Genomic DNA, 12,673 nt, shown 5'->3' on the forward strand with positions numbered 1-12,673 from the left:
TGTGGTATAAAAGACGCAGAAAAGGTGGTCAGTTTTACTGGCCGCCGTTTTTTTATTGCGGCAATGGCCGCGACATTGAAAAAAAAGAATAACTTTCTTCATCAAGGAGTCAGTCACAGTGAAAATTTCCACCCTGTCACGCGCGTGCGCTATGTTGTCTGCCAGCCTGATTTTGGCGGCATGTAGCAGCAGCCATCAAGGCTTATCCAGCCAGGTTGCGCCGGGCACCGCGTCACTGCCCGTGTTATCAGCGGACGAAGCGGCCAACTTTACAGCGAAAAATTACCTGGCCTTTGGCGGCCCTTCTTTGCAGGTTCAGCAACAGGGCTGGTTCCCTAAACTGGCAAGCACTGACGCGGCGAAAACCAACTTTGTGGTTGGCCCGCAGTTAGGCACCGATGGCGCATCGTATTCCAGCGTACAACAGGCGGTGAATGCCGCACTGGCCGTGCGTAACCACGGTGAGCGTATCTTCATTAAAATCCTGCCGGGCACTTACAACGGCGCGGTTTACATTCCGGCTGGCGCGCCGCCAGTGACCTTATTCGGTGCCGGCAACAGCTCTGCGGATGTTACGCTGACGCAAACGCTGGAAGCCTCTACGGCCCCGGCGGCGTTCCGTGCAACCGTCAGCCCTAATGGCCAGTTCCTGCCGGGCGATCGCGCATTCTATATGTTCCAGAACTGTGCGAATCAGACAACCGAAACCATCGGCACAGGTTGTAGCGCGACCGTCTGGTCACAAAGCAACGGCCTGCAAGTGCAGAATCTCACCATCGGTAACGCCCTGCTTGATACCGTAGACGGCGGCGACCATTCTGCCGTTGCACTGCGTACCGACGGCGACAACGTGATTCTGGATAATGTGCGTCTGATTGGCCGCCAGAACACTTTCATGGTGAACACCGCCAACATCCACAACCAGACCGACAACAGCCGTTACAGCCGTGCTTACGTGCATAACAGCCTGATCGTGGGTGATGTGGATTACGTGTTTGGTCGTGCTAATGCCGTATTCGACCACGTTGAATTCCACACCGTCAGCAGCCGTGGCGTGAAACAGGCGTCCATCTTCGCGCCAAACACCCCTGCCACCGCGCCGTACGGCTTCCTGGTGATCGACAGCAACCTGACCGGCGACCGTGGTTTCGAGCAGGCAGCGAAGGCGAAAATGGGCCGCGCGTGGGATGCTAACGATGCCAGCAGCCAGCTGGTCATTCGTGACAGCAGCTTCGACAACAGCTACGACCAGATGAACCCGTGGGGCGACGCCGTCTTCTCCGGTCATCCGTTTGTGGGCAACGTGCCGAAAGATGAAAAACAGCAGCGCAACCTGAACGACACTAACTTCAACCGCCTGTGGCAGTACAACAACGTGCTGACTCAGCCTGCGAAGTAATTCAGTCTGACGCAATAAAAATGCCGCCGGAGGAAACTCCGGCGGCATTTTTTTTACCTGAAGCTCTTACGTTTATGCCCTTTCGTTGCCGAGACGGAATACCGAAACCGTACGCTCCAGATTCAGCGCCTGTTCATCCAGCGACGCCGCAGCACTGGCGGACTGCTGAACCAGCGCGGAGTTCTGCTGTGTCACGGTGTCCATTTCAGCCACGGCCAGCGCAATCTGGCTGATCCCCCGGCTTTGTTCATCCGACGCCGACGCAATTTCATGAATGATTTGCGTAACGTGACGGACGGAACCGACAATTTCTTCCATTGTATCGCCCGCTTTTTCCACCAGCGTTGAGCCGTTATTCACGTTGGTGACCGATTTTTCGATTAACCCTTCAATCTCTTTAGCAGCCTGCCCGCTGCGCTGCGCCAGGCTGCGCACTTCGCTGGCCACGACCGCAAAGCCACGCCCCTGTTCACCGGCACGCGCCGCTTCAACGGCGGCATTCAGCGCCAGAATGTTGGTCTGGAAGGCAATACTGTTGATGACGGTGGTGATTTCGGAAATTTGCTTCGAACTGACGGCAATCTCTTTCATCACGCCCACCACGTCGGAAACCAGTTTACCGCCGCGCGCTGCTGTATCTGCCGCATCGGAGGCCAGCTGGCTGGCCTGAGTAGCATTATCGGCATTCTGTTTCACCGTGGACGTTAACTGCTCCATGCTGGCGGCCGTTTGCCCCAACGCCGCCGCCTGTTCTTCGGTACGTGCCGACAAGTCAATGTTGCCCGCCGCAATCTCACTGGAGGCACGCGTGACCTGAGTCACTCCTTCGCGGATATCGCCGATGATGCCGTGCAGGTTTTTATTCATGCCTTCAATCGCCCGGGTCAGTTGCCCCACTTCGTCATGACTGTGGCTGGTAGCGTGCGTTGAAAGATCGCCTGAGGCAATCCGTTCGGCTGTCTCCAGCGTCTGGCGTAAGGGAAGCGTCAGTCCACGCGTCATCCGCCAGGCAATCAGAACGCTTGCAATAACGGTCGCCGCGATAATCGCCAGCATCTCCTGAATGGTCTGGCTGACCTCTTCATGAAGATTGCCCATTTCGTGATCCAAAAGCGTATTCGAGGCGGTGGTCAGTGCCAGCCCGGCCTGCGCCAGTTGCGCTGTGATTTGTTGCGGATCGCTGCCTGTCGGAGGATTAAGCGTTTGCTGCCAGCTTTCGCGATAACGGCGGATGTTTTCTGGCATGGCTTGCACCAGAGACTGATCTTCATCATCCCACGAATATGCCGCGACCTCGGCCTGCCGGGCTTCGAGTTTATCCAGCACCAGACGGTTCTCTTCAACAAATTTGGGGTCTTTGGTCGCCATATACGAAAGCCGGGAAAATTTTGCACCACTGAGCAAATCGTTAACCGTTTTCAACAGCGTGGCCTTTTCGGCGCGTTGGTTGATGCTGGTCAGATGATAAATACCCGACACAGCGATAAAGGACCCCAGCAGCAGAACCAGTGCAAAACTTGCACCGAGTTTGTTGCCGATGGTGGCATGGCTAAACCTGCCAGCGATCCCTGAAAGTACATTCATTTTCTTCTCCCTGATTTCCAAATGGACTGACTCTGAAGTGGCATTGCCACCGAAGAATAAGTGGATAACGGGAGAGTTATCGACCGGCAATGGTTAACATTTAGAGGGAAGTTAAAATATTTCTTATCAATCACCCGAAAGGTTCAGGTAATAAAAAAGCCCCTTATTACAGGGGCTTGATCATTATTCCATAGCGGTATTATTGGGAGATAAAACAAAAAACATTAGACAATCTCACCAATAAACCAGTGTAATTAATCAATTTCCAGAATGCTTACCCACATCGGCGCTTTGCCCACCGGGTAAGTTTTCAGCGTGGTAAGCTGGCCGTTTTGCGGATTAATTTTCGCCACTTCAATGGCATCGGATTTCTGGCCAGCTGTGATCACATACTGACCGGTGAAGTCGATATTGAAACCGCGCGGCTGCGTCTGCGTCGCATGGTGCCCTGTCAGCGTGAGTTCGCTGCCATCTTCGGAAACCGACAGCACAGAAATCAGGCTGGCCGTGCGGTCAGAAGCGTAGAGGAATTTTCCGTCCGGCGTGATGTGCAAATCAGCCGCCCAGCAGGTTCCGGCGAAATCATCAGGCATGATACCCAGCGTCTGAACCTGACGATATTCGCCGGTGCCGACGTCTTTCTGGTACACATCAACGCTGCTGTTGAGCTCATTTACACAGTAGGCAAAATGATGATTCGGGTGGAACGCCATGTGGCGCGGACCGGCACCCTCGACAGTCCGCAGCTCGCTGGCGGTCTGATGTGGCGTCGCTTCGCCCTTTTGGCTGAAGTCGTACTGACGAATGCGGTCTTCTTTCAGCGCCGGGATCATCAGCAACTGGTTGGTCGGGTCGATATTGGCAGAGTGCGGTGCCTGAATGTTTTCCAGAACCTGAACCGGAGCCAGCGCGTGGCCTTTTTCATCCAGCGGATGAATGCTGACGTTATTGAAGCTGTAAGAAGCCGAGAACACAAAGCGCCCCTGAAGGTCGATCCCCAGATGCGTCGGGCTGCCCGGCAGTGGAGCCATCGCGGCTTCTTCCAGTTTCCCTTCGTGATCAATGCGGTACGTCAGCACGCCAAACTCCGGGCGCACGCCGACATACAAACGATGACCATCAGGATGAATAACCATCGGCTGAACCTGTCCCGGTACTTCCACCGTTTGCAGCAGGCTCAGTTCACCATTATCCGCCAGACGAAAAGCGTGGATTTGCTGGCTATCAGGGCTGGCAACGTAGACGACTTGCTTCATCACATCTCCTTATTAAAACCGAATGAGTGGGTAGACTTTTAAAAAGCGTAGCTCAGGTTAACACGATAACTCAACGCACTGGCGGCACTAAAGGTGCCGGATCCAAGGTTTAATTAGCAGGCTTAACACGGTAACATGATGATAATTTCTTCGATCCACCCACAATTACGATGGACTGCTCATGACTTATCGCATTATTGCGCTCGATCTCGACGGTACCCTGCTGGACCGTCAAAAACGTATTCTTCCAGAATCTCTTGCTGCGCTGGCCGATGCCCGCGCACAAGGCATTAAAGTGGTTGTCGTCACCGGTCGCCATCATGTGGCAATCCATCCGTTTTATCAGGCATTAGAACTCGATACACCTGCTATCTGTTGTAACGGGACTTATTTGTATGATTATCAGGCACGTAAGGTGTTAACTTCCGATCCGCTCGACAGTGTGAAAGCGAAGAAAGTGATCGACCTGCTCGATCATCACGGTATTCACGGCCTGTTGTATGTCGATGATGCAATGCTGTATCAGCAGCCAAGCGGCCACGTGACCCGTTCGATTGCCTGGGGTCAAAGCCTGCCGGAACATCAGCGCCCAAATATCGTTCAGGTCAACAGCCTGCGTGAAGCCGCAGACGAAGCGCAGTCCATCTGGAAATTCGCCACATCGCATCAGGATCTGGACGCGCTGCACACATTTGCCGCACAGGTGGAAAACGATCTGGGTCTGGCCTGCGAATGGTCATGGCATGATCAGGTAGACGTGGCGAAAGGCGGCAACAGCAAGGGCCGTCGCTTGCAGGAATGGGTCGAATCTCAGGGGATGAGCATGCAGGATGTGGTCGCGTTCGGCGATAACTACAACGACCTGAGCATGCTGGAAAATGTCGGTCTGGGCGTGGCAATGGGCAATGCGGCGGATGCGATAAAAGAACGCGCGGCGCTGGTCATTGGCGACCACGAAACGCCGGGCATTGCAGACGTTATCCGCACGAAAGTCCTGAACTAATCCCTGCGCTTTTTCGCGCCTTCCCCTGTTACAGAGGAAGGCGTTTTTTCTGCCACAAAATCATCAGTCTGTCTTTAATTCGGGTTTGATTTTCACGGAGCGTATGCAGCGCGGAATTGACCGCATCTGTGCATCAAAATACCGGCTCGGCCAGATAGCCGAAGGTGGAACGCCCAACGCTTTAGCGATAATCATTTCGCCCTTTGCCCACGGACGCGCCAGCGCATTTGCCAGCGTCGAGGAACCTAAACCGGCTTCCCGCGATACCGCCGCCAGCGTGGTTCTTTTCTTACGTAACCCGGCGATGATATCTGCCGGGTGCCAGTCATCTTCCATTCTCATCGTTCATCCTTTGTTGTTTGTACGGCATTCAGGAAAGTGAACTACACTTTCACCTTACGATGTCTAGTAACTCTAAACAACAATGATGTTAAGTAATGCTAAACATAACGTCAATATTCTTTTTGTGGTTATTGACGATGATCTCATACAGACTGAAATCTGCCCGAACAAAGGCGAAACTGACGCAGGAAAAACTCGGCGTTATGGCAGGAATTGATGAAAGCACCGCGCGTTCGCGGGTTTCACAATATGAAAACGGCACCTACAGCCCGAACTTCGACACTATGTGTCATTTCGCCCGCGTGCTGAATGTGCCGGAGTGTTATTTCTATATTATCGATGACGAATTCGCCGAAAAAGTTCTGGCGCTGTATCACGCGTCAAAAGCTTAACGGTTCACCGACACACTTTTAATCTGCGCATACAACCACTGACCTGAACGCACCATCAGTTCATCGCGTGCCCACGGCGTAATGCGTGCCCAGAGAATATGATCGGCCATCGCCAGTTTCACTTCCACCTGATTGCCCACGTCCAGACATTCCAGCACTTTCGCGGGCAAAATATTGCGGATGCTGCTGTTGTTGGCGGTCGGTTGCAGCACCAGCGAAACGTCGGTGGAATTCACGCGCACGCGCAACGGCGTGCCGGGCGCCTCTTCCACTTTACTGATCCATAAACGCTGGTCGCCAATCGCCAGCGCCGTCATTTCGTAACGCGGATGATGTTCCAGCACGCTGACGTTCAGCACGCTGCTCTGCTCTTCTTTCGGCAGCCACGGACGCATGACGTTGCTCGCCCACACTTCCTCCAGCGCCCCCATCGCCAGCACTTTACCAGCGTCCAGCACCATCACTTTTTCCGCCAGACGCAGAATCTCATCCAGGCTGTGCGTCACATACAAAATCGGAATGCTGACTTCCTGCGCCAGACGCTCCAGATAGGGCATCAGCTCGCGTTTACGCGGAAGATCCAGCGCCGCCAGCGGTTCGTCCATCAGCAGAATTTCCGGTGCGGTCAGCAGCGCACGGCCAATCGCCACGCGCTGTTTTTCGCCGCCGGACAACGTCAGCGGGAAACGGTCAAGCAGAGCACCGATACCCAGCAAACGGACGATGTTGTCGAACTGGCCGCGCATCGACGTCGCCATGCCATATTGCAGATTTCCCTGCACGCGATAATGCGGAAAGAGGCGCGCATCCTGAAAAACATATCCCACGCGGCGTTTTTCAGGCGGCAGAAAAATGTTGTTCTGCGTGTCGGATAAAATTCGCCCGTTGAGCGCAATGCGTCCCTTGTCGGGTTTAGTCAGCCCGCCGATAGCGTTGATCAGGGACGTTTTGCCCGCACCGGACAATCCGAAAATCGCGGTAATACCCTGCGCTGGCAGTTCCTGTGAAATCTGTAAATCCAAATTACCCAGCTTCTGGCTGAAATCGAGTTCAAGCATTTCAGCCTCCCAGCCGTATGCGGCTGCGTTTTGCCAGCCAGTCAGAAATCAGTAGCGCCGCCAGAGACAACAAGATCGCCAGCACACAAAGCCGTGCGGCTGCACTTTCTGCGCCGGGGGTTTCAATCAGGGTATACATCGCCAGCGGAATGGTCCGCGTTTCCCCCGGAATGTTGGAAACAAACGTGATGGTCGCGCCAAACTCACCCAGTGAACGGGCGAAAGCCAGCACGATGCCGACGATGACGCCGGGCACCGAGAGCGGCAGCGTAATGGTGAAAAATACCCGCCACGGCGACGCACCGAGCGTCCGGGCAGCAAGCTCAAGTTTAGGATCGACGGCCTCAAGCGACTGGCGGATAGCCCGCACCATCAGTGGAAACGCCACAACAGCGGACGCCAGCACGGCACCGTGCCAGCTAAAACTGAAACTGAAGCCGAACCAGTTATAGAGCCACTGTCCCACCACGCCGCGTCGCCCCATCACCACCAGCAGCAAATAGCCAATGACCACCGGCGGTAATACCAGCGGCAGATGGATAATGCTGTCGAGCAGGGATTTGCCGGGAAAGCGGCAGCGGACCAAAATCCACGCCATCAGAATACCAAGCGGCAGACTGCAAACAACGGCCAGGCTCGAGACCTTCAAACTGAGAAGTACCGCCTGCCACTCATATTCACTCAACATCATGTCGGTTCATTTGTCCTGAATAAAATGTGAAGCCGTAAACATAAAATATCGGCAAAAAAGGTAAAGCCTTTAATCAGCCGCCACAGGGCGACGCAAGATTGGGTGCTCGGGGCATTTTGCGTTCGCGATATCAGGAAAGGATCAGCGCTTCAGTATTACATAACAACGTGGAACAAATATGAAGTCATCCCCGGAGGGATGACTTAAGGGTTTCAGCGAGAAACGGATTATCCGCGCGGAGTAAAACCGTATTTCCTGAAGATTTCAGCGGCCGCCGGCGTTTTCAGATAATCATAGAAACCGCTGACGGTGGCATTTTCGTGGCCTTTCACAATCGCCATCGGATATTCAACCGGCTTGTGGCTGGCTGCCGGGAAGATGCCCACCACTTTAACTTTTTTGCTGGCGACCGCATCAGAGCCGTAAACGATACCCAGTGGCGCTTCTTCGCGTTCTACCAGCGCCATGGCCGCACGAACGTCGCTGGCGCGCGCCAGTTTAGGTTCCAGCGTGGTCCAGGCACCCAGTTTTTGCAGGGCTTCCTTCGCATAAATACCGGCCGGAACGTGGTCCGGGTCGCCCACTGCGAGACGGCTGTCGCCCAGCAGCTTGGTCCATTCGGTTTTTTCAGAAATATCGACTTTATCGATTTTGCTGCTCTTCGCAGAAATCAGTACCAATTCGTTGCCCAGCAGGGTGTAACGGGTGTTATCGACGATTTCCTGTTTGCTGATGGCGTAATCCATCCACTGCTGATCGGCAGAGATGAACATATCCGCCGGTGCGCCCTGTTCAATCTGACGCGCCAGCGTTGATGAGGAAGCGAAAGAGGAGACAACCTGCACGCCCTTCCCTTTCTGATATTGCGTGGCGATATCCTGCAATGCATTGGTCAGCGACGCGGCGGCAAAGACCGTAATTTTTTCAGCAGCCTGAGCCTGAACGCCCAGACCGGCCACCATGACGGTCGCGGTGAGCAGTTTGCCCCATGAGGTTTTCATCAGTTTTCTTCTTCCTTATGAATAGATATTACGTTATGTAACCACCAATATAGCGGCGAAAAAAATGATGTCATCCGTTTTATCCCCGCAGGCGGGAAGAACCTGCGGTTTCTTGATCTCACCCTGAAAATAGAAAGCCCGGCGCAATGGCCGGGCTCTTCGAAAAGCGGGTTAACCCCTTCGCTTATTTTACTAACGGGGTATTTCGGGACTCTTTAGAGTGGCCGACTTTGGAGATAACGTTGAAAACTTCGCCCAGACCCCAGATCAGCCCCAGGATCACCGCGATGAAAATCGGTACCATGATGGCGGCGAAAAGCAAACTTTCTAATAATTCTAACATGATAGCCTCACTTAACTGGCTGAACGGCCCGAAGGCAGTGTTGGACTTCGTGCTTGAAGTCAAAACGAAAAATCAATCTGTTGCGGATAATAACAGTACGGGACTGTGATTACTTTAGCATTTAGCCAACTTGCCTGCGTGTGGGTTTAACGGCGACAATGAATAATGATTCTAATAAGGACGCTGCAATGCAAGCCGAAATTCTCTTAACCCTTAAACTTCAGCAGCGATTGTTCGCCGATCCGCGCCGCATCCAATTGCTGCGCCAGGTACGCCATACCGGCTCGATCAGTCAGGGCGCGAAACTCGCGGGCATCAGCTATAAAAGCGCATGGGATGCCATCAACGAAATGAATCAGCTGGCAGACCAGACGCTGGTTGACCGCAGCACCGGCGGTAAAGGTGGCGGAGGTGCCGTACTGACGCCTTACGGCGAACGCCTGATTCAGCTGTATGAACTGCTGGCGCAAATCCAGCAAAAAGCCTTTGATGTACTGAAAGAAGACTCCCTGCCGCTCGACAGCCTGCTTGCGGCGATTTCGCGTTTCTCACTACAAACCAGCGCCCGCAATCAGTTTTTCGGCAACGTTATTGACCGTTCGCATGAGGTTGTTCAGCAGCATATTGACATCATGCTGGCCGACGGCAAAACGCAAATTCGTGCGGCGATCACCGAGCAAAGCGCCGACCGTCTGGCACTGACGCCGGGCAAAGAAGTGCTGGTGCTGATCAAAGCGCCGTGGATCACGCTCGGCTATACGGCAGAAAATCCGCATAACGCGTTGCAGGGTGACGTCATCAGTATTCAGCGCGGTGAGAGCAACTGCGAAGTACTGGTGAAATTACCGGGCAGCGAAACGCTGTGCGCCACGGTGCCCAACAGCGACGTTGACCGTCTGGCACTGAAAACCGGCCAGAGTGTCTTTGCACAGTTTGATGATGACAAGGTGATCATCGCCACGTTGTGCTGAAAAGATAAAAAAATCAAAATCTTGCAGAATCAGCGTTAACATTTTGCATAATTGTCAATTGACTTGAGAGAGTGCAGCGCTTATCCCTTAATTTATCAATCAAAATTCATTTCCCTAAATAATTCGAGTTTCAGGCAGCCGGCAAGAGAGTGAATCCCGATGAGCTTACACAAGTAAGTGATTCGGGTGAGTGAACGTAGCCAACGCACATGTAACTTGAAGTATGACGGGAAAAAGGGATGAACAATGTCCTCGTTGCATATCTCGCAAGGCGTTTTTCGCCTCAGCGATACCCGAACCCTCGCACTTTCCGATCTCAGTATTCATCAGGCCGATAGCTGGGCATTCGTCGGCTCGAATGGCAGCGGTAAATCCGCGCTGGCCCGCGCACTGGCGGGCGATATAATCCTGCTGAAAGGTACGCGTGAAAACAGTTTTCCGCACATCGTTCGCCTGTCGTTTGAGCAACTCCAGAAACTGGTCGCCGATGAATGGCAACGCAATAACACCGATTTACTGAGTGAAGGGGAAGACGATACCGGCCGTACGACGGCGGAAATCATTCAGGAAGAAGTGCGCGATCCTGCCCGTTGCGCTGCCCTTGCCGCGCAGTTTGGGCTCGAAAAATTACTCGATCGCCGGTTTAAATACTTATCCACCGGTGAAACCCGCAAGACGCTGCTGTGTCAGATACTGATGCAGCGGCCAGATCTGCTGGTGCTCGATGAACCGTTCGACGGGCTCGACGTCAATGCCCGCGCACAGCTGGCACAGTTGCTGGAAACCCTTTCCGGCGAAGGCCAGACCATGGTGCTGGTGCTCAACCGCTTCGACGATATTCCGTCATTTGTGCAAAACGTCGGGGTGCTGGCGGATTGCACCCTGGCCTCCGTCGGCCCGCGCGAACAGGTCATGGCTGATGCGCTGGTCGCACAGCTGGCGCACAGCGAAAGCCTCAGCGGCATGGCAGTGCCGGAAGCAGAAGATCCGACGGCGCGCGTTACGCCGCCACAGGATTCTCCGCTGATCGTACTGCGCGACGGTGTGGTGCAATACAACGATAAACCGATCCTGCATAACTTAAGCTGGCAGGTTGATCACGGTCAGCACTGGCAGATCACCGGGCAGAATGGCGCAGGGAAATCGACGCTGCTCAGCCTGATCACCGGGGATCACGCGCAGGGTTACAGCAATGACCTGACGCTGTTTGGCCGCCGCCGCGGGAGCGGTGAAACCATCTGGGACATCAAGCGCCACATCGGTTATGTCAGCAGCAGCCTGCATCTGGATTACCGCGTTAGCACCAGCGTCCGCAACGTGATCACGTCGGGTTTCTTCGATTCGATTGGCATTTATCAGGCGGTTTCTGATCGCCAGAGATTGCTCACAAATCAGTGGCTGGAATTGCTCGGCCTCGTCGGCAATGCCGGTGACACGCCGTTCCACAGCCTGTCGTGGGGGCAACAACGTCTGGCGCTGATTGCCCGCGCGCTGGTCAAACATCCGGCGCTGCTGATCCTCGACGAGCCGTTGCAGGGTTTGGATCCGATAAACCGCCAGCTGGTGCGCCGTTTCGTCGATATTCTGATTGGTGAAGGCGACACACAATTGCTGTTCGTTTCGCACCACGCGGAAGATGCGCCGGAGTGCATTACGCACCGCCTGAGTTTTATCCCTGAAGGCGATATCTACTGTTATCAGATTGACGCGCTCTGATTTTTTTCCCGCCTTCCGGTTCACGGTGGGCGGTTTTACGCCTCGGCCATCAGCGCCACCACCATGCCCGCCAGGGCAAAAATCCCCAACAGCGTGAATCCGTTTTCCAGTCCCGCGTAACCCGGATAAATCGTCACAATCATCGTCAGCAACGCCAGTGTAACCACAGTGCTGGCGATAAGCGCCACGCCGTTGAGCCACCTTCCCTGCGCCGCAATCACCTGCAACCTGACATTTCTGGCGTGATTCGCCATCCCGAGCCCCAGACCGCTGAGGGTCATCGCGGGCAGCGGCGCCAGCCAGAACGCGCTGCCTTCCGGCATCACAGCAATCATTCCTGTTCCGGCGGCGACCAGCGTAAAGCCCAGAAGCAGGCGTTTATCACGGGTGAATTCGGCCTGAAGCTTTTCTCCCAACGCATGGCCCGCCCGGACCATCAGCAAGATCAGCGCAAGGCTTAGGAGAATTTGCAGCAAACCAAAACCGTAACTGTTTTTCAGCAGCCAGGCCAGCAGGAAGAAGGCCGGTCCGCAAAGGGCGGCAAAGAAAACGCTGGTCCAGAGGCTTATCTGCAATTCGGTGCAAACCCGCAAGGTCTGCGGCAAAAGCGGCTGCGGGTTATAACGCTCGCTGATCATAAACAGCGTGAAAAATATGGCCGCCGCGCCCGCAAAGCTGTGCGTTACCGGCGTGTCCAGCCCCTGATGCGCCACCCCCAGCAGCGTCATGGTTAGCGACAGAATAAACAAAGCGCCGAGCGAAAAGGCCAGCGCTGGCACCCGGAAATTAATGGCAGACATACAGTACTCCTTAATCGAAACCCTTCCATGTCAGGATGAACGTTATTCATCCTGATCGTGTTGATAAAGGAGCTTACACCGCCTATTTTAGGACATTCAAAGTCATAGATTTCAGCC

Annotated in this window: 13 protein-coding genes; 5 read left to right on the forward strand and 8 right to left on the reverse strand. The window is 54.3% G+C overall.

The genetic code is table 11. The features are described from left to right. The first annotated feature begins 118 nt into the window (after window positions 1-118). Window positions 119-1,399 carry a putative acyl-CoA thioester hydrolase gene (locus tag ACLBVC_RS01670; protein WP_410147736.1) on the forward strand — a complete coding sequence of 427 codons (1,281 nt, stop codon included), beginning with the start codon at window positions 119-121 and terminating at the stop codon, window positions 1,397-1,399. A gap of 72 nt (window positions 1,400-1,471) precedes the next feature. On the opposite strand, the gene ACLBVC_RS01675 is transcribed toward ACLBVC_RS01670, so the two are convergent. Both ACLBVC_RS01675 and pgl read right to left on the reverse strand, forming a co-directional pair. Further along, window positions 1,472-2,983, reverse strand: a complete 1,512-nt coding sequence (locus ACLBVC_RS01675; protein WP_410147737.1) for a methyl-accepting chemotaxis protein — start codon at window positions 2,981-2,983, stop codon at window positions 1,472-1,474. Window positions 2,984-3,237: 254 nt separating this feature from the next. After that, window positions 3,238-4,239: a 6-phosphogluconolactonase gene (gene pgl, locus ACLBVC_RS01680; RefSeq protein WP_410147738.1), complete on the reverse strand. Its 1,002-nt coding sequence runs from the start codon at window positions 4,237-4,239 to the stop codon at window positions 3,238-3,240. 181 nt (window positions 4,240-4,420) lie between these two features. Between pgl and ACLBVC_RS01685 the strand changes: the two genes are divergently transcribed. After that, window positions 4,421-5,242, forward strand: a complete 822-nt coding sequence (locus ACLBVC_RS01685) for a pyridoxal phosphatase (RefSeq protein WP_152325467.1) — start codon at window positions 4,421-4,423, stop codon at window positions 5,240-5,242. A gap of 63 nt (window positions 5,243-5,305) precedes the next feature. Here the strand turns inward: ACLBVC_RS01685 and ACLBVC_RS01690 are convergent, their stop codons facing one another. Then, window positions 5,306-5,578 carry a helix-turn-helix domain-containing protein gene (locus ACLBVC_RS01690; protein WP_218520982.1) on the reverse strand — a complete coding sequence of 91 codons (273 nt, stop codon included), beginning with the start codon at window positions 5,576-5,578 and terminating at the stop codon, window positions 5,306-5,308. Between the two features lie 143 nt (window positions 5,579-5,721). On the opposite strand from ACLBVC_RS01690, the gene ACLBVC_RS01695 reads away from it, so the two are divergent. Further along, window positions 5,722-5,976 carry a helix-turn-helix domain-containing protein gene (locus ACLBVC_RS01695; RefSeq protein ID WP_195814147.1) on the forward strand — a complete coding sequence of 85 codons (255 nt, stop codon included), beginning with the start codon at window positions 5,722-5,724 and terminating at the stop codon, window positions 5,974-5,976. Here the strand turns inward: ACLBVC_RS01695 and modC are convergent. From modC to ACLBVC_RS01715, 4 genes are all read right to left on the reverse strand, one after another. Then, window positions 5,973-7,034: a molybdenum ABC transporter ATP-binding protein ModC gene (gene modC / locus ACLBVC_RS01700; protein ID WP_410147740.1), complete on the reverse strand. Its 1,062-nt coding sequence runs from the start codon at window positions 7,032-7,034 to the stop codon at window positions 5,973-5,975. The two genes, ACLBVC_RS01695 and modC, sit on opposite strands and share 4 nt — an antisense overlap. A 1-nt stretch (window position 7,035) precedes the next feature. After that, complete coding sequence (gene modB, locus ACLBVC_RS01705; protein ID WP_104922867.1) at window positions 7,036-7,725, reverse strand: molybdate ABC transporter permease subunit; 690 nt, start codon at window positions 7,723-7,725, stop codon at window positions 7,036-7,038. A 227-nt stretch (window positions 7,726-7,952) separates the two neighbouring features. Then, complete coding sequence (modA, locus tag ACLBVC_RS01710; protein WP_410147742.1) at window positions 7,953-8,726, reverse strand: molybdate ABC transporter substrate-binding protein; 774 nt, start codon at window positions 8,724-8,726, stop codon at window positions 7,953-7,955. Between the two features lie 184 nt (window positions 8,727-8,910). Continuing rightward, window positions 8,911-9,069 carry an AcrZ family multidrug efflux pump-associated protein gene (locus tag ACLBVC_RS01715; RefSeq protein ID WP_410147743.1) on the reverse strand — a complete coding sequence of 53 codons (159 nt, stop codon included), beginning with the start codon at window positions 9,067-9,069 and terminating at the stop codon, window positions 8,911-8,913. Between the two features lie 188 nt (window positions 9,070-9,257). Here ACLBVC_RS01715 and modE point away from each other — a divergent pair, with 188 nt between their 5' ends. Both modE and modF read left to right on the forward strand, forming a co-directional pair. Beyond that, entirely contained in the window at window positions 9,258-10,040 is a 783-nt protein-coding gene (modE, locus tag ACLBVC_RS01720) for a molybdenum-dependent transcriptional regulator (RefSeq protein WP_410147745.1), read from the forward strand. A 246-nt stretch (window positions 10,041-10,286) separates the two neighbouring features. Beyond that, the gene (gene modF / locus ACLBVC_RS01725) at window positions 10,287-11,756 is read left to right on the forward strand and encodes a molybdate ABC transporter ATP-binding protein ModF (RefSeq protein WP_410147746.1); all 1,470 of its coding nucleotides are present in this window, start codon (window positions 10,287-10,289) and stop codon (window positions 11,754-11,756) included. A 35-nt stretch (window positions 11,757-11,791) separates the two neighbouring features. On the opposite strand, the gene ACLBVC_RS01730 is transcribed toward modF, so the two are convergent. Then, window positions 11,792-12,556 carry a hypothetical protein gene (locus ACLBVC_RS01730; protein WP_410147747.1) on the reverse strand — a complete coding sequence of 255 codons (765 nt, stop codon included), beginning with the start codon at window positions 12,554-12,556 and terminating at the stop codon, window positions 11,792-11,794. Window positions 12,557-12,673: the final 117 nt, after the last annotated feature.

This window comes from Rahnella selenatireducens, assembly GCF_046449555.1.
Lineage (GTDB): Bacteria > Pseudomonadota > Gammaproteobacteria > Enterobacterales > Enterobacteriaceae > Rahnella > Rahnella selenatireducens.